At 40.3% G+C, this 20,357-nt stretch carries 19 protein-coding genes; 7 read left to right on the top strand and 12 right to left on the bottom strand.

What is annotated here, in order from left to right; genetic code table 11:
* Positions 1–22 precede the first annotated feature (22 nt).
* The 3 genes from purQ to ACH30E_RS13545 form a co-directional block, all read right to left on the bottom strand.
* Positions 23–682 carry a phosphoribosylformylglycinamidine synthase subunit PurQ gene (purQ, locus tag ACH30E_RS13535; RefSeq protein WP_294993546.1) on the bottom strand — a complete coding sequence of 220 codons (660 nt, stop codon included), beginning with the start codon at positions 680–682 and terminating at the stop codon, positions 23–25.
* A 123-nt stretch (positions 683–805) separates the two neighbouring features.
* The gene (locus ACH30E_RS13540) at positions 806–1,795 is read right to left on the bottom strand and encodes a hypothetical protein (protein ID WP_294993543.1); all 990 of its coding nucleotides are present in this window, start codon (positions 1,793–1,795) and stop codon (positions 806–808) included.
* A gap of 17 nt (positions 1,796–1,812) precedes the next feature.
* A complete protein-coding gene (locus ACH30E_RS13545; RefSeq protein ID WP_490825374.1) occupies positions 1,813–3,333 on the bottom strand; it encodes a hypothetical protein in 1,521 nt (506 codons plus the stop codon).
* Positions 3,334–3,751: 418 nt separating this feature from the next.
* Here ACH30E_RS13545 and ACH30E_RS13550 point away from each other — a divergent pair, with 418 nt between their 5' ends.
* From ACH30E_RS13550 to ACH30E_RS13565, 4 genes are all read left to right on the top strand, one after another.
* Positions 3,752–5,740 carry a KUP/HAK/KT family potassium transporter gene (locus ACH30E_RS13550; RefSeq protein ID WP_294993537.1) on the top strand — a complete coding sequence of 663 codons (1,989 nt, stop codon included), beginning with the start codon at positions 3,752–3,754 and terminating at the stop codon, positions 5,738–5,740.
* Positions 5,737–6,036, top strand: coding sequence for a rhodanese-like domain-containing protein (locus tag ACH30E_RS13555; RefSeq protein WP_490825373.1), 300 nt, complete (start codon positions 5,737–5,739; stop codon positions 6,034–6,036). Before ACH30E_RS13550 ends, ACH30E_RS13555 begins: the two co-directional genes overlap by 4 nt.
* 214 nt (positions 6,037–6,250) lie before the next feature.
* The gene (locus ACH30E_RS13560) at positions 6,251–7,036 is read left to right on the top strand and encodes an alpha/beta hydrolase (RefSeq protein WP_490825372.1); all 786 of its coding nucleotides are present in this window, start codon (positions 6,251–6,253) and stop codon (positions 7,034–7,036) included.
* A 202-nt stretch (positions 7,037–7,238) separates the two neighbouring features.
* Positions 7,239–8,039, top strand: coding sequence for an alpha/beta hydrolase (locus ACH30E_RS13565; protein WP_490825371.1), 801 nt, complete (start codon positions 7,239–7,241; stop codon positions 8,037–8,039).
* An 83-nt stretch (positions 8,040–8,122) separates the two neighbouring features.
* Here the strand turns inward: ACH30E_RS13565 and ACH30E_RS13570 are convergent, their stop codons facing one another.
* Genes ACH30E_RS13570 through ACH30E_RS13580 form a run of 3 tightly spaced genes read right to left on the bottom strand, consistent with a single transcriptional unit; the run spans position 8,123 to position 10,139 of the window.
* Positions 8,123–9,031: a S66 peptidase family protein gene (locus tag ACH30E_RS13570; RefSeq protein ID WP_490825370.1), complete on the bottom strand. Its 909-nt coding sequence runs from the start codon at positions 9,029–9,031 to the stop codon at positions 8,123–8,125.
* Between the two features lie 18 nt (positions 9,032–9,049).
* Positions 9,050–9,235, bottom strand: a complete 186-nt coding sequence (locus ACH30E_RS13575) for a type II toxin-antitoxin system antitoxin (RefSeq protein WP_490825369.1) — start codon at positions 9,233–9,235, stop codon at positions 9,050–9,052.
* A gap of 25 nt (positions 9,236–9,260) precedes the next feature.
* Entirely contained in the window at positions 9,261–10,139 is an 879-nt protein-coding gene (locus ACH30E_RS13580; RefSeq protein WP_490825368.1) for an SPFH domain-containing protein, read from the bottom strand.
* Positions 10,140–10,284: 145 nt separating this feature from the next.
* Between ACH30E_RS13580 and metG the strand changes: the two genes are divergently transcribed.
* Positions 10,285–12,396: a methionine--tRNA ligase gene (gene metG / locus ACH30E_RS13585; protein WP_490825367.1), complete on the top strand. Its 2,112-nt coding sequence runs from the start codon at positions 10,285–10,287 to the stop codon at positions 12,394–12,396.
* A 97-nt stretch (positions 12,397–12,493) separates the two neighbouring features.
* On the opposite strand, the gene ACH30E_RS13590 is transcribed toward metG, so the two are convergent.
* The 3 genes from ACH30E_RS13590 to ACH30E_RS13600 form a co-directional block, all read right to left on the bottom strand.
* Entirely contained in the window at positions 12,494–13,153 is a 660-nt protein-coding gene (locus ACH30E_RS13590) for a gluconate 2-dehydrogenase subunit 3 family protein (RefSeq protein WP_294997196.1), read from the bottom strand.
* A gap of 46 nt (positions 13,154–13,199) precedes the next feature.
* The gene (locus ACH30E_RS13595; RefSeq protein WP_490825366.1) at positions 13,200–14,942 is read right to left on the bottom strand and encodes a GMC oxidoreductase; all 1,743 of its coding nucleotides are present in this window, start codon (positions 14,940–14,942) and stop codon (positions 13,200–13,202) included.
* Positions 14,943–15,007: 65 nt separating this feature from the next.
* A complete protein-coding gene (locus ACH30E_RS13600; RefSeq protein ID WP_490825365.1) occupies positions 15,008–15,265 on the bottom strand; it encodes a hypothetical protein in 258 nt (85 codons plus the stop codon).
* 169 nt (positions 15,266–15,434) lie between these two features.
* Between ACH30E_RS13600 and ACH30E_RS13605 the strand changes: the two genes are divergently transcribed.
* Positions 15,435–17,201, top strand: a complete 1,767-nt coding sequence (locus ACH30E_RS13605) for a hypothetical protein (RefSeq protein WP_490825364.1) — start codon at positions 15,435–15,437, stop codon at positions 17,199–17,201.
* A 4-nt stretch (positions 17,202–17,205) separates the two neighbouring features.
* Here the strand turns inward: ACH30E_RS13605 and ACH30E_RS13610 are convergent, their stop codons facing one another.
* The 3 genes from ACH30E_RS13610 to ACH30E_RS13620 are packed head-to-tail and all read right to left on the bottom strand — an operon-like array spanning position 17,206 to position 18,347.
* Entirely contained in the window at positions 17,206–17,568 is a 363-nt protein-coding gene (locus ACH30E_RS13610; RefSeq protein WP_294997204.1) for a CoA-binding protein, read from the bottom strand.
* Positions 17,561–17,986 (bottom strand): hypothetical protein, encoded by a 426-nt coding sequence (locus ACH30E_RS13615; protein ID WP_294997206.1) that lies wholly within the window; start codon positions 17,984–17,986, stop codon positions 17,561–17,563. The genes ACH30E_RS13610 and ACH30E_RS13615 overlap by 8 nt, the downstream gene beginning before the upstream one ends.
* Position 17,987: 1 nt before the next feature.
* Positions 17,988–18,347, bottom strand: a complete 360-nt coding sequence (locus ACH30E_RS13620; protein WP_294997209.1) for a hypothetical protein — start codon at positions 18,345–18,347, stop codon at positions 17,988–17,990.
* Between the two features lie 160 nt (positions 18,348–18,507).
* Here ACH30E_RS13620 and ACH30E_RS13625 point away from each other — a divergent pair, with 160 nt between their 5' ends.
* A complete protein-coding gene (locus ACH30E_RS13625; RefSeq protein ID WP_490825363.1) occupies positions 18,508–20,355 on the top strand; it encodes an outer membrane protein assembly factor BamB family protein in 1,848 nt (615 codons plus the stop codon).
* The last annotated feature ends 2 nt before the right edge of the window (positions 20,356–20,357 follow it).

The following is a 20,357-nucleotide window of genomic DNA, read 5'->3' on the forward strand; positions in this document are numbered from 1 at the left end:
TACGAATTGCAGTCCTTACAAATTAATTCAGGCCAAGTATTTCAAATACTTTTTTGCCATCCAGGTTAACGAGTGAGTTGGTGGTTGCCCTTTCAGGGTGAGGCATCATGCCAAAAACATTGTTTCCGGCATTGCGAATACCTGCAATATTTCTTACTGCACCATTTGGATTATGTGCAGGATCAATCTTTCCATTTTCATCGCAGTAACGGAAAATAACCTGATTATTAGCTTCCAATGCATCCAATGTGGCATCATCTGCAAAAAAGCGACCTTCACCATGCGCAATTGGAATTTTTAAGGCTTCACCATCATTATGCTTGATATAAACATTCTTACAAATGAATTGCTGGTTGGCATTTTGCAAAAGTACACCGGGTAATAAACCACTTTCACATAAAATCTGGAACCCGTTACAAACGCCTAAAACCTTACCTCCTTTGTTCGCAAAATCAATTACACTTTGCATCATAGGACTAAAACGGGCGATTGCACCGCAGCGGAGGTAATCACCGTAAGAAAATCCACCAGGAAGGATGATGCAGTCATCCGTAGTAAACATACTCAGGTCTTTGTCTTTGTGCCAAAGCATGATTACTTCTTTACCTAGGTCATTCTGTAATGAGTCCTGCATATCCCTGTCGCAATTAGATCCCGGGAAAACTACAACGCCGAATTTCATGGAGTATTAATTATGGTTTTGATGATCCACCCAGCAATGGCTTAGTGAATAGAAATGTTATGATAAAAAATTACCAATTATTACCCCAAAGGTAAGCCGGATGACGTTAAAACAGGGCTAATTTTAATTTTTAAGTATTTGCCAGTTATACATGGCTATTACACCCAGAACGATAATAAAAAGCAGGTTAGGTAGGCTCATATTCCTGGGATTCCCAAATACATTGGCTGCGAATGCACTTATTGGCACAAGCGATAATAAACCAGATTCAATGCCACCTAGTTGGAAAATAAAGGGAACAGGTAATAAGGTGAGCAGCATCACCATCATTACGCCCCAGTTTTTCCTTATTTGAATTACCATCCTGCCAATACTTACCTGCCAGAAAAAAAGTCCGAATAAGAGCAGTAAAGCTAAGCTAGACAGTCCCGCAATCAATAATTTGTCATTTGACCCTGCTGGCAGACCTATATAAAAATCAGGCAACAATTCTCCAATAACCTGTAATCGGTTGGTTAGGTATAGTCCTGAGAAAACAAAATAGTAAGGCAATACAATACCGATTAACAACACCAGCCATTCTGCCAGTCTGAAAGGTCTAACCACCGCTAATGCAAACAGCACCACCCCAATAAGAATGGCCATCGGATGGTAACAGATCACGGCTAGTCCGGCTATAAGTCCGGTATTGAATAAAAGGGTTTTAGGGCTTGGGTGGTTATATAGCCGGCTAAGTTTAATAAATATCCAAATGACCAGCGAGTTGGTTACCAATGCTGGTGAAATAGCGCACCACTGTGGTACCAGGGCCGTCATTAGTACATAGGTCATTGCCGGAACAAAACTTGTATTGGGATACATCCTCAATTCGTTCATCGCCAGGTTGAGTCTGATTGCCTGTACTAATATCAATGCATGGTACAATAAAAAACGTACTGCAGCAGGTAATCCTTGGATATACCGATCGAGTACAACTGATAATAAACCATCATTGCTGCCACTATTGGTATCGATCAATGGGGCTTCAATCAAAAAATGAAAATGAATGCCGATACTTAAAACGGCTAAGAAGAAAATATTGATAAATGATTTATCGCGAAATAAAAAGACCACGTGCAGTGATAAAAGGGTTAATAATCAATTTTTGCAAAACAGGTATACCCACGGTACTGGCATGGAATAATCAGTTGCCTTGCTCCCACCTGCTTGGCATGGCGCGGCATAAAGCTATAGCCCCTGTCCAGGTTTTTAAAAGTGGGATTACGGTTGATTTGTCCATTAGGCGATATACTTTGATCGGATAACACATTATCTCTTTTTTCCTGGATATTAAAGAGGAAATTGAGTCTATCACCCGCATTTAACATACCGAATCCGATAAAATTATCCGTATTATCATCGTATTGTGATTTGCGGATAACATTGCTCCATTCCATTTTGCCTGAAGGATCAAAAGATATCACGGTTATATTATCTGCATAATACCTTGTAAGGTTCGTATTAAAGGATGGTGAACGCCACCATGGGTAATAACCCAATGGACTATTCCATGAATAATAATCTAATTGTGACCAGTAAGGTGAACCGTATAGATAATCCCACCTGCTCAAGGTATTACCCCTTGTGCTGCTATATGCTGCTTCTGAAATAACAATGAACCCGCCATCTTTCCGCAGGATTATATTCTTCAGGAAGAAATCATTGAATGCCGTTTTAAGGTTACCGTCTCCCTTTGCATCAGCTCTGAATTCATCGTTGAAAGAGGTGGTAGTATTCAACATTTCTTTCTGGGCATCTTTATCCCATAGGTAGTAATATAAACCATCAATATTTCCTCTTCTCAGTTTACTGTAATAGGAGGTAATGATATAATGCCTGTTCAGGTTATCGGCTTTAATACGGATATCATCCAGGTAAATGCCTTTTATAGAAAGGTCCGTCATCCTGATATTGTCTTCACCGGCTTTCTTTGTTACAAGTGTTACTTTATTGATATTATCATTCTGCGATGTGCCTGAAGCCCTGATGCAGGCAAGATCGCCGTCGCTGTCGATGATGAATTCTGAAAGAAAATCATTTCGTTGAGGCATATCTACCCCTACCCTGCTTTTTTTAAGGAGGTTTAATTCTTTATCAAACAGTAGGGTTGTGAGTATATGCATTTTTTCATTCTGACTACTGATTTTAAAAATCATGATCTTCTGTTTATCATCGCTCGACATGAGTGAGTAAACTTTAGTAGAAGACGATCGCATATTAGTTGTAGTATCCAATTGAATGGGGTCTCCTATTTTATTTCCATTTGCATCAAGTTTTACCGCCATTGCATATACTACATTTCTCCGCTGGTACTGATAAAACATATATGCATAATCGGGATAAATAAGGAAATCGGTACTTAGCATCCTTTCGGGGAGATAGGTGAGTTTTTGTTTCTGCACCATTTTCATGTTATTGTCGAACACGGAGATAAAGTTCAGATCGCGGTAATTTTTATAGACCAGTATTTTACCATTCATTTTTCCGATTACTTCAAACCCCATAGCTCGGGCATCTTCCCGGTCGGGTTCAGAATAAGTAATTTGCTGTGCGAAAAGATTGGTTGAAACCAGCAAAACCATTCCTGCGATTAATACGACAATTTTTTTCATCCCACCCTTTTTAATTATTTCAAAAGTAAGGTTTAAGTAAATAAGATAGGGCTTCTATACCAGCCTTTATCCTACTGCTGTATTATATACCATAAGAACGCCAAAGCAGCAAGGTTCGTTGCCCCCGGGAGGTGAAATAAATCTTAATTTCTCCCTTAATCGGGCGTTATTTTAGCTGCAGGCCGCAAGCCACAAGCTGCAAGCCTTGATTGGTGCATGAAGCTTGCAGCTTGTGGCTTGTGGCTTGCAGCTTGAAGCTTGCAGCCAAATTTCCCTAACAGCATTGATCCCCCTGCCCGAAAATGCTTTCTGATATCTTTTGCGAATAAAATTTAAACAGGTGCCAAGTATTTATACTTACCTGTTTTTTCCTATACATTTGTTAAAGATTTCGGCACAAAGGTCGAATCTGTCTGGCGTGAGCAAGAATTTAAACAAGGTAACTTCTGCAGGACTCATCATTGCATTAGGCATTATTTACGGAGATATCGGTACTTCCCCGCTCTACGTACTCAATGAAATCATTCATGGCAAAGTCATTAATGAGCAACTCATATTGGGTTCATTATCCTGTGTAATATGGACTTTAACCCTGCAAACCACTTTCAAGTATGTAATACTTACGCTAAAAGCGGATAATAAAGGTGAAGGTGGTATTTTCAGTTTATATGCATTGGTAAGGCGTCGAAAAAAATGGTTGGTCATACCGGCCATGCTGGGTGGTGCCGCGCTTTTAGCTGATGGTATCATTACCCCACCCATCTCTATAACTTCGGCAATTGAAGGTCTGAAACAATTACCATCACTCAGTCATATCCAAACCAGTACCATTGTTGGTATTGTGATAGCCATTATCTCGCTTATCTTTTTCATGCAACAATTCGGAACTGCTTCTATAGGAAAGCTTTTCGGCCCTATTATGTTTGTATGGTTTGCTATGCTGGCTGTTTTGGGTTCTATTCATTTGCTTGATGATATCGCTATTTTCAAAGCTTTTAATCCATATTATGCGGTAGATCTGCTCACCAATTACCCCAAAGGTTTCTGGCTATTGGGTGCTGTTTTCCTTTGTACTACCGGGGCCGAAGCGTTGTATAGCGATTTAGGGCACTGCGGAAAAGGAAATATCCGCATTTCCTGGGTGTTTGTGAAGTCGTGCTTAATCCTCAACTACCTCGGACAGGGTGCATGGCTACTGGCTAACTATGAAGGCGGACCAATTCCCGAACAATTAATTGCAGGAGGGTTTAACCCTTTTATCGGCATCATGCCACAATGGTTTAAACTGGCAGGTATCATCATCGCAACAACTGCTGCAATTATTGCGAGCCAGGCATTGATTTCAGGATCATTTACATTGATCAGTGAAGCCATGCGATTGAACCTATGGCCCAAAATGAAAATACATTACCCAACAGAAGAAAAGGGTCAATTATACATTCCGGGAATCAGTCTTTTATTATTTATTGGTTGTGTGGCCATTGTATTGTACTTCCAGAAATCGGCCAATATGGGTGCGGCTTATGGTTTAGCCATTACCATGTGTATGATCAGCACTTCAATTCTCTTCGCCAATTTTCTGGTTAGCAGGAGGATTCTTCCGGCATGGATTTATCTCTACCTATTGGTTTACCTGGCCATTGAAATTTCGTTCCTGGTAGCTAACCTGGAAAAATTCATGAACGGAGGTTATGTAACCCTGATTGTAGGTGGTGGATTATTTGCCGTAATGTATGTGTGGTTCCGTAGCAGGAAAATTAAAAACAGGTATGTTGAGTTTGTACGACTCGAACATTATATACCGATGATTCAGGAACTAAGTAACGACAGAACCATTCCAAAATATGCTACCCATCTGGTGTATATGACCAGTGCCAATAACCCAAAAGAAATTGAGCACAAAATCATCTATTCGATTCTAAACAAAAAACCAAAGCGCGCAGATATTTATTGGTTTGTACATGTGGATGTGTTAGATGATCCATACACTTGTGAGTTTTCAGTAGAACATATCATTCCAAACGATATTATCCGCGTAGAATTCAGACTCGGTTTCCGCGTTGAACAACGCATTAACCTGATGTTTAGAAAAGTAGTGGAAGAACTGGTAAACAACAAAGAAGTAAATATTACCAGTCGCTATGAAAGTCTTGAAAAGAACAATGTGGTTGGTGATTTTCAATTTATTGTACTGGAAAAATACCTTAGTCAGGATAATGAACTTCCGTTCTTTGAACGTATCGTAATGAAGTTATATTTCTGGCTCAAAGAGATTAGTCTTGGGGAAGAAAGAGGTTTCGGTCTCGATCCTAGTAATGTTACTATTGAAAAATTCCCGCTGATCGTAGCGCCTGTATCCCAGCTCAATTTAAAGCGGGTATATTTTGAAGGAAGTGAATTAGAATGACACATATTTCACCCCATGAATTAAAGGAATTGCGTGAGCAATCTGAGGTTTATTTGCTGGATGTCAGAGAACCTGATGAACATGCAGCATTTAATATTGGTGGCAGCCTAGTACCATTGGGTGAAGTTATCTCACTGCATCAAACCATCCCAACCGACCGCACAGTTATTGTGTATTGCAAAATGGGTATCCGAAGCCAGATCGCCATTCAAAAACTGGAAGAAAAATTCGGCTATACCAATCTCGTGAACCTAAGAGGGGGGATTGAGGCATGGAAAAGGATGTCGGATGGCTGATAGTGGATGGCTGATGTCGGATGGCTGATGTCGGATATGTTCGGTTATTAGTAGATAACTTAATTCTAGCACTAATATAGGCTTGTAGCTTGCGGCTTGTAGCTTGCGGCTTGTAGCTTGCAGCCAATTTTTCCGGACAACATTGATTTCAAAACATACCCTAACTACTATCTTCTGATTGCTTTTTTTACCGATCTTACAGTAAATAACTGTTTTGCTCATCCTGCTATACATCATATCGGGTATCATTGTGCTTTCACTAATTGCTTATCTGGTGCAGGAGCGATTTATTTTTAAACCAGAGAAACTGAAACAGGATTTTCGCTTTCAATATGATATTCCTTTTGAAGAACTTTTTTTTGAACCAGCTCCAGGTGTACGCATTAATGGACTTCATTTTTACAGACTCGAACCGAAAGGTTTGATACTTTATTTACACGGCAATACAAGAAGCATAAAAGGATGGGCCAAATGCGCCCGGGATTTTTATCGCTATGATTATGATGTGGTACTGGTAGATTATCGTGGTTTCGGCAAGAGCACTGGTAAACGGACCGAGAAAGATATGTTGTCTGATATGCAACATGTGTATGAAAAACTCTGCGAAAAATACCAGCAACACCATATCCTTGTTTACGGAAGAAGCATGGGCAGCGGCTTTGCCGCCAAACTTGCATCAGATAACCAGCCACGCTACCTTATTCTGGATGCACCTTATTATAGTTTTAAAAAAGTTGCTGAGAGATTTCTGCCCATTTTACCCATTCGGTATGTGCTTCGTTTTCATTTAAGAACCGATAAATGGATACAAAAAGTTAACTGCCATACTTATATCATTCACGGCACAAAAGACAGACTTATTCCAATTGCCCATAGTGAAAGACTCCAACAATTTAACCCGCACAAAATTACCCTTATACGCATCGAAGGCGGCGGACACAATAACCTGCCCTCCTTTTCAGAGTATCATAATTTTGTGAGAGACATACTGAAGTATTGAGAAATGGCGGATGGCGGATGTCTGATGTCGGATTTAGGGGACATTTCTTGAATTTTGTTAACTTGAATTTCCAAAAAAATGTCAGACATCAGACATCAGACATCAGACATCAGACATCAGACATCAGACATCAGACATCAAACATCAAACATCAAACATCAGACATCAGACATCAGACATCAGACATCAGACATCAGACATCATGAAAGTTCCTCGTTGGTTAAAAATTATCGTTTTGGTTTATGCACTGATTGGAATTTTATTTTATTCCTTTCAGCGGCGTGTTTTATTTCAGCCTGTAGTAGTGGCTCAGGATAGCGTTTATCAATTCGAACAACCTTATGAAGAAGTCTGGATTCCGGTAGATCAAACTGCAAGAACCAATTTGATTCATTTTACTGTTCCCGATAGCCTTCGTAAAGGAGTGGTATTGTATTTTCATGGGAACAGGGGAAATGTAAGGAGGTATCGACGATTTGTTAATCGCTTTTTATCAAACGGCTATGCGGTATGGATGCCTGATTACCCTGGGTTTGGAAAATCAACCGGTGTGTTAAGCGAGACTGCTATGTACGATCAGGCATTGCAGGTTTATAAAAGAGCAAGACAGTTTTATAAGCCCAATGAAATAATTATTTATGGTAAATCAATGGGAACAGGCGTAGCAGCTCAGTTAGCATCTGTAAGAGATTGCAAACGGCTTATACTGGAAACGCCTTATAATAGCATGCGTTCTTTGGTAGGAATTTATTTATGGATGTACCCGCTAAAATCAATCCTTAAATACCAATTTCCGACAGATGAATACATGGGTAAAATTACTGCACCAATTAGTATTTTTCATGGCACCGATGATGGTGTGATACCATACAGCAATGCAAACAAACTCAAAAAATATTTAAAGTCCACCGATGAATTTATTACCATTGAAAAAGGCTCACACCGCGACCTTAACAGCTTTTCGCTGACGCAGGAAAAATTAGATAGTTTATTGAAAGAATAATTTGAGTGTTAGGTACTAGGTACTAGGTGTTAGGTGTTAGGTGTTAGGCTAATTGCTAATGGCTAATGGCTAATAGCTAACACCTACATTTCCTTAAGTGTAACCACTTTATTTCCTACTACCAGTTCATGTTTAACTCCTACTTTCAGCGGGTAGTTTTCTGTGGCATGACTAACCGGAAAACCGAAACAAACAGGAAAACTATATTTTGCAATGCGCTCTTGAATAATTTCTTCCACAGTTGCCCCAAAAGGAACAAGAGTATCTTTCATTTCCGTAAAACCGCCGATGATTAGTCCGGCAAGTTGATTAAACATGCCGCTTCTTTCTAACTGAATCAGCATTCGATCAATATTGTAGATGTATTCACCCACATCTTCCAGGAATAATATTTTTCCTTTTGTCTGATAAGCCGATGCCGACCCAATCATATGTGCAACAAGTGAAAGATTTCCACCAATCAATTCTCCACTTGCTTTTCCGGGTCGGTTAAAGCTATGGCCTGATGATTTGTAGGATAAACGATTTCCTTTTAAACCCTTTCTTAGTGTTTGAATATACTCATTGGCGTATTCACCGTCGTTAAATGCGGCAGCCATTGGGGAATGAAAAGAGGCAATATTAAACTTTGTATATAAATGAGCATGCAATAAAGTGATATCACTATAACCAATGATCCATTTGGGTGATTTCCTGAATTTAGTAAAATTCAAGCTGTCAATAATTCTGCTCATTCCATACCCTCCCCTGCCACAAAGAATCGCCTTTATTTCGGGGTTGTCGAGCATTTCCTGCAAATCTTGTCTTCTTTCTTCATCTGTTCCAGCAAAATAATGAAATCGATTGCCCAGTGTTTTTCCAACTTTTACCTTATAGCCCCATTCTTTCAGTACACGGATGCAGGTTGCTGCTTTATCGGCTTGCATGAAACCTGATGGACAAACTATACCGATTGTATCCCCCTTGCTCAGGTAGTCTGGAATTTTACTCATCGTAGTTGGTAAAAGCTTTTACTTTTTAATTTTTTGTTTTCCGCCTGGGCCACAGGGTTCCTTTTTCCTGCCGGCTTCTTTAAGTGCTTTGTCAAGTAACATTTCAATTTGTCCGTTCACACTACGAAATTCATCTGCCGCCCATTTCTCCAATGCGGCATAAGCCTGTTCATCCATTCTTAGTACAAATGATTTCTTACTCACGTTATGCTAATTGATGGTAAAGATACTATTGATATAAACTTCCTGTATTCAATACAGGCGATGCTGCTTTATCGCCACAAAGCACCACCATCAGATTACTCACCATTGCAGCTTTCTTTTCATCATCGAGTTGAACAATCTCTTTTTCAGAAAGCATATCCAGGGCCATCTCAACCATTCCTACTGCACCTTCCACAATTTTACTTCTTGCGGCTACAATGGCTGTTGCCTGCTGTCTTTGTAACATAGCTCCGGCTATTTCGGGTGCATAGGCAAGGTGACTGATTCTTGCTTCTGTAATAACGATACCTGCTTTTGCCAGACGCTCGTTCAGTTCCGCTTCCAGTAATTCAAATACCTTTTCTCCCCCATCACGCAATGTGATATTTGCATATTCATCTTCAATACTATCGTAAGGGTAGCTAGAAGCCAGGTGGCGTATGGCTGCTTCACTCTGGTTTGTCATATACTCGTTAAAATTCACCACTTCAAATACAGCCTTGTAAGTATCTTGCACCTGCCACAGAATCACAGCGGCAATTTCTATCGGATTGCCCATCTTATCATTCACTTTCAATTTTGCACTTTCCAAACTTTTTGAACGAAGGGATACTTTAAGTTTTACAAAAAGAGGGTTTACAAAAGAAAGACCATTCTCTTTTAGTGTGCCCACATATTTACCAAAAAAAGTGAGTGTAATGCCATAGTTCGGTTGCACGATTACCAATCCTTTCAGGATAAAAACGGTTGCCACAAAACAAATAATCATGGTAACAATCATTGCTCCATCCGGACTAGCCGAGCCTGCTACATGCTCAATAAGGATATAAATGCCAACTATCAGCAAAACCAGGGCTGCGAATAATGCCGCGAAGCCTGAGAAACCTTTGTATGTTTTTTCCATAAAATTCAATTTGATATTAAAATGATATCAAAAATATATTATTCTCTCCGGACCGCCAAAATTCTGCCGGAAAATCGCTTTTAACTGCTTTAGCGCTCATTCTGTATTTTTGCAGCCCGGATTACCGGAATAAGGAGCAGAAAGCATGAATCAACCGAAAAGATACCTGATAACAGCGGCCCTTCCCTACGCGAATGGTCAAAAACATATTGGTCACCTGGCAGGCGCCTATTTACCTGCAGATATATACGTGCGTTACCTGAAAGCAAGGAAAAGAGATGTTGTATTTGTATGTGGAAGCGATGAGCACGGCACGGCAATACCTATTCAGGCAACAAAAGAAGGCACTACCCCAAGGGCTATAATTGATAAGTACCATCCTTTAATGGAACAAAATTTCAAGGACCTTGGTATTGCCTTTGATATTTATCATCGCACCAGTGACCCTTTGCACCATGAAACCGCACAGGAGTTCTTTACAAAGTTGAACAATGATGGTGCATTGGAAATCAAAGAATCTGAACAATACTACGACGAAGAAGCAAAAACTTTTCTCGCCGACCGTTATATAAAGGGTACTTGTCCGAATTGTAGTTTCGATAGCGCCTATGGCGATCAATGCGAACGATGCGGTAAAAGTTTAAGTCCGGATGAACTGATTAATCCGGTTAGCACCCTTAGCGGCAAAACCCCAATTAAGAAAAGCACCAGACACTGGTACCTCCCGCTTGATAAACATGAAGCTTTTCTGCGTGAATGGATTCTTGGGGAACATGCCAATGACTGGAGAGCCAATGTACTGGGTCAGTGTAAAAGCTGGATCGACGGCGGTTTGCAGCCCCGGGCAGTTACCCGCGATCTTGACTGGGGAGTGAAAGTTCCGTTGGATGATGCACCCGGTAAAGTATTATACGTTTGGTTCGATGCACCAATTGGTTATATCAGTGCCACCAAGCAATGGACCATCAATACTGGTAATGATTGGAGACCCTATTGGGAAGACAAGGACACCAAGTTGGTTCATTTCATTGGAAAAGACAATATTGTATTTCACTGTATCATTTTTCCGGTGATGTTGAAATTGCATGGTAATATTTTACCAGACAATGTTCCTTCCAATGAATTCATGAACCTCGAGGGTGATAAAATGAGTACCAGTCGTAACTGGAAACTCGATATGCAGGATTATATCAACGACTTTATCAATAAAGAGAATGGCGGCAGCCAGATGGCAGATGTGCTTCGCTATTACCTTACACAGATTGCCCCTGAAACAAAAGACAGTGAATTTATGTGGAAGGGTTTTCAGGATGCTAACAACAGTGAACTGGTAAGCATTTTCGGAAATTTTGTGAATAGAACTTTTGTACTGATGCACAAGCTTTGCGGAGGCAAAGTACCCGTGTTCCATGCAGATATAGCCGATGAACTGGACCGGTCTACCATTGCTGAAATTAAGTCAACAGCTGAAAAAGTTACTTCATTACTTGAAGAATATAAATTCAGGGAAGCTTTATTCGAAGTAATCAATCTTGCCAGAACGGGTAACCAGTACATGCAGAAAAAAGAACCATGGATTGTGGCAAAAACGCTGCCGGAAAATGCTGATGCCCAAAAAAGTATCGATAATTGCCTGCATATCTGTTTGCAATTAACAGCTAACCTGGCCATACTTATAAATCCTTTCCTGCCATTTACCGCAAAGAAAATGTGCTCAATGATGAAAGTGGTAGACAAAATGCTGGAATGGGAAAATGCTGGAAGTATGAAGCTTTTGAGTGTAGGCTACACACTTCGTGCCCCAGAACTTTTATTCAGAAAAATTGAAGACAGTGAAATTATGGAACAGGTAGAAAAATTAAATGCAGCAAGTGTGAAGAAAGAGAGTGAGCAGTCAGTAGTGAGTAGTGAGTCTACTCCTATCAGCGTTAAACCTGAAATCGTTTTTGATGATTTCGCTAAGATTGATTTGAAGGTGGGTACTATTGTTACAGCGGAAAAAGTGGAGAAAGCAGATAAGCTATTGAAGCTTCAGGTTGATCTTGGTTTTGAAACCCGCACTATTGTTTCAGGTATTGCTATGCATTTTAAACCAGAAGATATTGTAGGTAAGCAGGTGACGGTTGTTACCAATCTGGCTCCACGCAAAATGAGAGGCATTGAAAGTAATGGAATGATTCTGATGGCAGAAGACAATGGTAAATTACACTTCATTAATCCAGAGGATAAAATTAATCCGGGTAGCGGCGTAAGTTAAGTACTGCCTTGACAACAATTAATGAAAAGAAGAACAGCAGAATATTCAACTTCGAAGTTGGAAATTCTGCTGTTTCTCTGTTCATCTGTTTTTCCCCTTAGCTATAACTAGCACATTCCTTCAATTCTCTTTCAGAATAAGCCATTTTATATTGTTGTAAAACATCTTCAGGTACCCCGTTCCATTGATTTGGGACATTCCCACGATAATCGAGGTCTTTTACGCCCATTTCGGAAGTATAGAAGCCTGTTAAAGTTAAATCGCGCATCAGGTTAAAGAAGGCTACTCCTTGTGCCATTTCAGGTTTTGCTTTTTCAGGATAAGCAATCTGATCAACTATCGCAATTCTTTGCTCTGCGGAACAATCCACAAAAGATTTTTCAAATTGCTTGAAGCATTGCATATCAAGCCAACGTAATCCTCCACGTAATGGCGTTTGATGCGATGGCATATCTTTTACAATAAACTCCAGGAATTCCGGCACTTTGGCTTCGGTAGCACTGCCGCTTACTTCATCTTTAGGCACTATAATATCTGCAAGAATTGCAATGGTTGCCATTTCATGTTTTGAAAAAAACACGGCTTCTTTGGAAAGCTTTTCGAGATAAGCTTTCTCTTCCGCCATTCTGTCTTCAACATTGAAACCAGCAATAGTATCAGTGCTTTCTTTTTTCTCACCTGGTTTACAAGCTTCAACTATTACGCCAGTTGCAACCGTTCCAACAACCAACGCTTTTATGGATTTTCTTCTGTCCATGGTAGTATATTTTTTCTCATCTCATTTTAAAAAGACGAGATTGGATTTACAGATTTTGTTTTTTCATTTCATCAATAATGTACTCCGAAGCACGCATAGAAAGGGCCAGTATTGTCCAGGTGATGTTTTTATCAGCCTGAGAAGTAAACTGACTACCATCTACACAAAAAAGTGTTTTACAATCATGTGCCTGACTCCATTTATTGAGTGCTGATGATTTTTTATCGCTACCCATCCTTACCGTTCCGGCTTCGTGGATAATATTTCCTGGATTAGACAGACCATAATTATTTGATGCATCATCATCGCCACCCCAGGTAATAATAGCACCCATTTCGTGCATAATTTCCTTGAAGGTTTCTTTCATGTGCTTAGCCTGTTTGATTTCATACTCAGAGTGTTTTGTATGAAAACGCAGTACCGGTATACCGTATTTATCCACCACTTTTGGATCAATTTCACAGTAATTATCGATACGCGGAACAGCTTCTCCTCTACCTGCCATACCAACACCTGCTCCATAGAAATAACGCACATCTTCTTTCAGGGAAGTACCGTAACCACCGGCTTCTTTTTTAACACCGTTCACAGCATACTTTCCATTCATACCCTGCATGCCAAAGCCAAATCCATAAGCAGGTTGCCCCATACCGCCCCAATATTCAATGTGGTATCCACGAGGGAAGTCGAGTTTTTTATTATCAAGCCACCAAGGTGTATAAACGTGCATGCCTCCTACTCCATCTTCGTTGTAACGTTTACGTCCGAAGAGCTCAGGCAATACACCACCTAATGCAGCTCCCGTTGAATCGTGTAGGTATTTACCCACTACATTACTGCTATTGGCAAGTCCGTTAGGATGACGCTGTGATTTTGAATTCAGCAATAAGCGGGCAGTTTCGCAGGCACTGGCTGCGAGTATCACTACTTTGCCATTTACCTGATATTCCATCATATCGGTCTTGTCGACATAAGATATACCTTTAGCAAGTCCTTCTTTATCAGTAATTACTTCCCTTGCCATTGCCTGTGTAATCACATCAACATTACCCGTTCTAACTGCTGGTTGCACCAATGCAGAGGATGAAGAGAAATCTGCGGCGGCCTTACAACTACGACCACATTGTGCGCAATAAAAACACTCGCCTCTTTCGTTGTTGATTTTTTTGGTGAGAATCGACAGCCTTGAAGGAATTACCGGAACACCTATACCTGTTGCTGCTTTTTTAATCATCAGCTCATGTAAACGAGGTTTAGGGGGTGGAAGGAAAATACCATCCGGATCATTCTCCAATCCTTCTACTGAGCCAAATACACCCAATAACTTATCAATTTTATCGTAATAAGGTTTTACATCTTCGTAACTGATTGGCCAGTCATCGCCCAAACCATCAACGCTTCTCCTTTTAAAATCTTTAGGGCCAAAGCGAAGCGATATTCTTCCCCAGTGATTGGTACGACCGCCAATCATACGGGCACGCCACCAATCCCACTTATCACTTCCTTCTGCCATGGTATAAGGCTCCCCATCTATTTCCCAACCCCAGAAACAACCGTCGAAATCACCAAAAGGACGATACTTGGTACTGGCTCCTCTGCGGGGTGAATCCCAAGGGTTTTTTAGTTGAGAAGAATGTTTGGCAGGATCGTAATCGGCACCCGCTTCAAGTAAACAAACTTTAAGACCGGCATTTGCCAGCACATAGGCAGCCATTCCGCCGCCTGCACCTGAACCTACGATGACTGCATCGTATTGTTTGGGTTGTTTTTTAATCTGAAGATCTCCCATATGATAATTTGAAAATTTAGCAATTTGAAAATTTGAAAATATAAGAGTTTTGGCTTGTTATCTTATCACTGATTTAGAGTTTCACCGCGTGTGATGAGTTCGTTTTTTATCTTTTTGAGATTTACGATATTCAAAACAAAGAGTGGTAAGAATACAAATGGAAGTATGGAAACTGCCCCAAAACCTTTTGATAAAGTTATATATACACCAGAACCCGCCATGATGACCAGAAAAACAGACAGAATAATAATAACCATCTTCATGGTTTTATAGTTTTTCTTAAGCATTTCGGTGTTCATTTCAGAAATGGGCGGTGATTTCATCGGTAGTAATTTGGTGTGTCGAATATAGTTTTTTTAATAGAGAACACCAGTTAAAAACAGAGAAATACATAACAATTAATAAGAACCCCCTAAATGAATCAGGTTTTAGTTTCATGTAAATTATTATTTCAGGCTTTTCCGCTTTTATCACACTTAATATCATTCCGATATGAAGATTTCATTTTTGTTTGCAGGAATCCTTTGTTATTGCTCTTTACAGGCTCAAAAAAGCCAGTCCGCAGAGATGGTAAAAAGCAGCGATGCTGTTAAACATGATGTTTCAAAGCCACTCTTTACCATCCATAAAGAAGCAGAAGCCGCATCAGCAGAAATTGATCGATTAACCAGTAATCCAAAGCCTTTTTCTATCAAAAAAACACCCGATTTCAAATCAATTACTGTAGAACAAACATGGTTTGGTAGTAAAGCGTCTCCAATTTTGGTTAGCAGTTTCGAAGGGTTGGGTGAAAGTTTTAGTGGTCCACAGGGAAAAGCTGTTTTACGCAATCCCTCAGACAATTCACTGGCAGTGGGGCTGGATCATATTGTTCAAACGGTTAACTCCCGGATGGCCATATTTACCAAAAAAGGCAAAAAATATCCGGAATCAGGAGAAGTATTGTATGGTCCGGTGGAAACCAAAAATGTTTTCCGTGGATTTGGTGGCCCATGCGAACAAATGAATAATGGTGATGCTGTGGTACGATACGATCAACTAGCCAACAGATGGCTGATTGTAATGCCCACTTTCAGAAAAGGTATTTCAAGGAATATAGATACAGCTACCGGAACTAAAAAAGTATTACCTCAACCGGGGGCAGCGGTACAACTCTATCAACCACCAGCAACAATACAGAATAATAACACAGCACCTCCTCCAAGACCCGCCGGACAAAGACCTCCTGATAAAGGAACTTATTGTATGTGTTATGCCATTAGCACTTCTGCCGATCCATTGGGATCCTATTACCGTTATGAATTTGAAAGAGAGTTGTTTCCGGATTATCCAAGACCCACTGTTTGGCCTGATGGTTATTATACCACCACCAGTACTGGTGATGACGTAATTGAAAGACACGCTTATGTGGTTGACCGAAATAAAATGCTAAAGGGTGAAGATGCGAAGGAACAATCGTTTATTATTAAGGAGGTGAATTTTATCATCAATGCAGACCTCGATGGAAAACAGTTGCCACCCCCTGGCTCTCCGAGTATTATGCTTGCTGCCGGAGGGTCTCAACTAAATAAAGTGCTAGGAGATGATGGTCTTTATGTATGGAAATTTTATGTTGATTGGAAAGACCATTCTAAAACAAGACTCGAAGGGCCTGTTAAAATAGATGTTGCACCTTATGAATACCTTGGTGGCGGACAACTCACCAAAACAGTTCCCCAACCTGAAACCGATACGCGGCTTGATTCACAGGGTGATAAACTAATGGCACGATTGGTTTACAGAAGAATCGGTAACCGCGAATCGATCGTTGCTGTTCATTCTGTTAATACTTCTGCTGGAGGCGGTGGCGTTCGCTGGTATGAATTATTGGTTAATAAGGACCGCAGTTTAAAACTATACCAGCAGGGAACTTATGCCCCAGATTCCAATTATCGGTGGATGGCAAGTCCGGCAATTGATGGCAAAGGAAATATTGGTATCGGATATTCATTCGGTGGTAAAAATGATTATCCTGGTCAACGATTTGCAGGCAGGCATTATGGAGATCCGCTTGGACAATTAACCCTCAATGAAGTAATACTCGTTAAGGGAGAAGCCCCTCAAACCAATACTTTACGTTGGGAAGATTATACCCAAACAGCCATTGACCCAAGTGATGATGAAACGATTTGGTATGTTGGTGATTATTTAAGAAAGGGCGACAAAACTTATTCTTCCAGAATTGGCGCTTTTAAACTTACCAAAGCAAGTAAAAAATAACCCGTTAAAATTGCCCCGTACTTAATAAAACAAGGGTACAGGCTTCCAAAGGTTCTATACCTTTTTCTTTTGCCAAACGCTCCAATTCATCATTCTCTGTACCAGGATTGAAAATGATTCTTTTGGGTTTTAGTGAAAAGATATAATCGTAATACTGCTGTTGTAATGTAGGATTCAAATAGAGCGTTACCGTATCTACTCCTTCTTCGGAAGGGTGATCGGTGGTAATGACCGTATCGCCAATTTTACCTGGCTTATTTCCAATTGCAATTACCGGATGGTCGTTTGCACGTAATTTATTAACCGCGAGAAAACTATATCTGGAGGGGTTTTCAGAAGCACCCAACACTACTGTTTTTTTAGCCATTGTTCAATTGTTTATAATATTTCCTGATGTATAACCAGTATCGGATTGCAGCAATATCAATTACCAGGAAATAACCCGACACTACATAATTGTAATACTCCTTAGTCAGCGGCAAGGGTACTTTAAAATGATCCGTATAAGCCCAGAAAAAAAATAATAATCCTAGTCCCAAACCAGTAAAAACATTATTCCGGAAGAATTTTTGTCCTTTCTGTTCTGCATATAAAAGATTAACAAGGGAACTAACCATTTGCCATACACCAAGAATTAATAAACCCAAACCATGTACCAGTAATACAATATACAATTCACTTGCTACAAACAAAGAGGAAAAGGCATAGATGAACGGGAATACCGACAGTGCCCAAACAAGTACCTGTCCATAGATATCTGCATCCTGCCATATTGACTTTTTCATATTATTTCCTCCTGAAAATTTCCAGATAACAAACGATCAGGTAATAAAATGCAAATAGAGGGGTAATAAACAGATAGAAATATAATACCCAAATCATCAAAGGAGCATATAAGAGGCTCAACAGAAAAATAACTACCAATGCCAATAAACCGATCTGGTAAATACGTCTGCCCAAAAAATGCTGGTTCCATTTTAAGATCAAATGCGTAACCATGCTCAATAATTGCCATCCCCCAATCCCAATAAAAAAGCTGGTTATAGCAAGATCTTCATTAAAAAACCAGATTGCTCCAATCGTAACAAAAGCCAAAGACTGAATAATGATATCTGCTTTCTTAAAGATTTCCTGATTATCCGCCATGAATCAAATTTAAGCATTCTAAGCGAATCAAGGGTTGATGAGGGGAGACCATAGACCATGGACTATGGTCTATGGACCGAAATAGCAGCATTGCTCAGAACAAAATAATTCATCCATGCAACGCTTCGTTTTACTTTCATATTGTCAGTAACTTTCGCCCATGAAATACCTGTTTTCTTTATTGTTTGTTGCTTTGATGCTTCAGACAAACGCTCAGATCAAGCCATTTAGGTTTGCTTTTATATCAGATACCCATATCGGTTCCCCAAATGGAGGTGCTGAGGAAGACCTTAGGAGAACGGTTGCTGATATTAATCAGATGACTGATATCGCTTTTGTTGTATTAACAGGTGATATAACTGAATTGGGAACAACAGAGGAGATAAAAAAAGCGAGAGAGATTTTGGATGAATTGAAAGTGCCTTATTACATTATACCCGGCAATCATGATACTGGTTGGAGTGAAAGTGGTGGTGTTGCATTTGGACAGGTATTCGGATATGATAAGTTTGTTTTCACCTATAATGGTATTCGATTTATTGGCTGCGCTTCCGGACCATATGTAAGGATGAGCGATGGGCATATACCCAGAGATGCCGTTAACTGGCTTGATAAGTTACTTGCTGATACCCCTGATGATTTACCGGTAATTTTTTTGAACCATTATCCTTTAGACAATGGGCTTGATAACTGGTATGAAGCAATTGACCGGTTAAAACAAAAAAATACCATCGCTGCCTTATGTGGTCATGGACATACCAACAAGGCGATGAATTTTGAGGGTATCCCCGCGGTAATGGGGCGTTCAAACCTTCGCGCCAAAGCTGAAATTGGGGGATATAATCTGGTGGATGTAAGGGAAGATTCTCTGCTGTTTTCTGAAAGAAGACCTGGTCAGAAAACCCTTTCATCCTGGACAGGTTTGAAGATTGAAAAACATGCTTACCAAAAAACCTCTGCTGACTTGCGTCCTTCCTATACGGTAAATGACAGTTTTCCTAAAGTAAAAGTGAGGTGGAAATTTAGTGATGAGGCCAATGTTATTGCCACACCCGCAACTGATGGAAAACTGGTATTCTTTGGGAATAGCCTGGGAAACTTTTCCGCATTAGATATTAAATCTGGCAGGAAACGCTGGAATTATCAAACCGGTGGTGCTGTATTTTCTTCTCCGGCGGTAGATGGGCAAAAAGTAATTGTAGGATCGGGAGATGGTTATTTGTATTGCTTTGATGCTGCCAAGGGCCGGATTGTCTGGAAATACAAGGCTGATGCTGCCATTTTAGGTTCGCCACTAATCAAAGACGGTATTGTGTACATTGGAGCCAGCGATCATTGCTTCCGCGCGATTTCAGTAAACTCAGGAAAAGAAATCTGGCGTTTTTCCGGGCTGGATGGGCCCGTAATGAGTAAGCCGGTAGTTGAAGGCAATCAGGTAATTTTTGGTGCCTGGGACCGCAACCTGTATGCACTGGATATAAAAACAGGTTCCCTCAACTGGAAATGGAACAATGGCTCCAGCGTGCGTAATTTTTCTCCGGCAGCTTGTATACCGGTTGTTAAAGATGATGTAGTATACATCGTAGCCCCAGACAGATACCTGACTGCCTTAGATATCAAGACAGGCACTACTTTATGGCGAAATAATGAAGCAACTGTTCGGGAATCAATTGGTATTTCTGCGGATGGTCGTTGGATTTATAGTAAAACTATGAACGATTTTGTTGTAGCATTTGCTACTTCTCGTGAAAAACAGTCTGTTGCATGGAAAATCAACTGTGGCTTTGGATACGAACATGTACCTTCCATGCTGATTGAAAAAGAACAGACAGTAGCATTTGGTACAAAAAGCGGCAGGATATATAGTTTTGATCCGGTTAAGCAGGTGATTAAATGGGTGCATAAGATCGACAACTCAATGGTAAACACCGTAAACATGCTCAGTGGAAACAGGATACTGGCCGCAACCATGGACGGAAAAGTAACCCTTTTGGAAGTTGCCGATTAAAA

Source organism: Sediminibacterium sp. FW305-C-61, assembly GCF_058231065.1.

Excerpts from the sequence above, each read along its gene's own strand:
- purQ (WP_294993546.1), bottom strand. The coding sequence starts at position 682 with ATGAAATTCGGCGTTGTAGTTTTCCCGGGATCTAATTGCGACAGGGAT.
- ACH30E_RS13545 (WP_490825374.1), bottom strand. The coding sequence starts at position 3,333 with ATGAAAAAAATTGTCGTATTAATCGCAGGAATGGTTTTGCTGGTTTCA.
- ACH30E_RS13555 (WP_490825373.1), top strand. The coding sequence starts at position 5,737 with ATGACACATATTTCACCCCATGAATTAAAGGAATTGCGTGAGCAATCT.
- ACH30E_RS13565 (WP_490825371.1), top strand. The coding sequence starts at position 7,239 with ATGAAAGTTCCTCGTTGGTTAAAAATTATCGTTTTGGTTTATGCACTG.
- ACH30E_RS13570 (WP_490825370.1), bottom strand. The coding sequence starts at position 9,031 with ATGAGTAAAATTCCAGACTACCTGAGCAAGGGGGATACAATCGGTATA.
- ACH30E_RS13580 (WP_490825368.1), bottom strand. The coding sequence starts at position 10,139 with ATGGAAAAAACATACAAAGGTTTCTCAGGCTTCGCGGCATTATTCGCA.
- metG (WP_490825367.1), top strand. The coding sequence starts at position 10,285 with ATGAATCAACCGAAAAGATACCTGATAACAGCGGCCCTTCCCTACGCG.
- ACH30E_RS13590 (WP_294997196.1), bottom strand. The coding sequence starts at position 13,153 with ATGGACAGAAGAAAATCCATAAAAGCGTTGGTTGTTGGAACGGTTGCA.
- ACH30E_RS13595 (WP_490825366.1), bottom strand. The coding sequence starts at position 14,942 with ATGGGAGATCTTCAGATTAAAAAACAACCCAAACAATACGATGCAGTC.
- ACH30E_RS13600 (WP_490825365.1), bottom strand. The coding sequence starts at position 15,265 with ATGAAATCACCGCCCATTTCTGAAATGAACACCGAAATGCTTAAGAAA.
- ACH30E_RS13605 (WP_490825364.1), top strand. The coding sequence starts at position 15,435 with ATGAAGATTTCATTTTTGTTTGCAGGAATCCTTTGTTATTGCTCTTTA.
- ACH30E_RS13610 (WP_294997204.1), bottom strand. The coding sequence starts at position 17,568 with ATGGCTAAAAAAACAGTAGTGTTGGGTGCTTCTGAAAACCCCTCCAGA.
- ACH30E_RS13615 (WP_294997206.1), bottom strand. The coding sequence starts at position 17,986 with ATGAAAAAGTCAATATGGCAGGATGCAGATATCTATGGACAGGTACTT.
- ACH30E_RS13620 (WP_294997209.1), bottom strand. The coding sequence starts at position 18,347 with ATGGCGGATAATCAGGAAATCTTTAAGAAAGCAGATATCATTATTCAG.
- ACH30E_RS13625 (WP_490825363.1), top strand. The coding sequence starts at position 18,508 with ATGAAATACCTGTTTTCTTTATTGTTTGTTGCTTTGATGCTTCAGACA.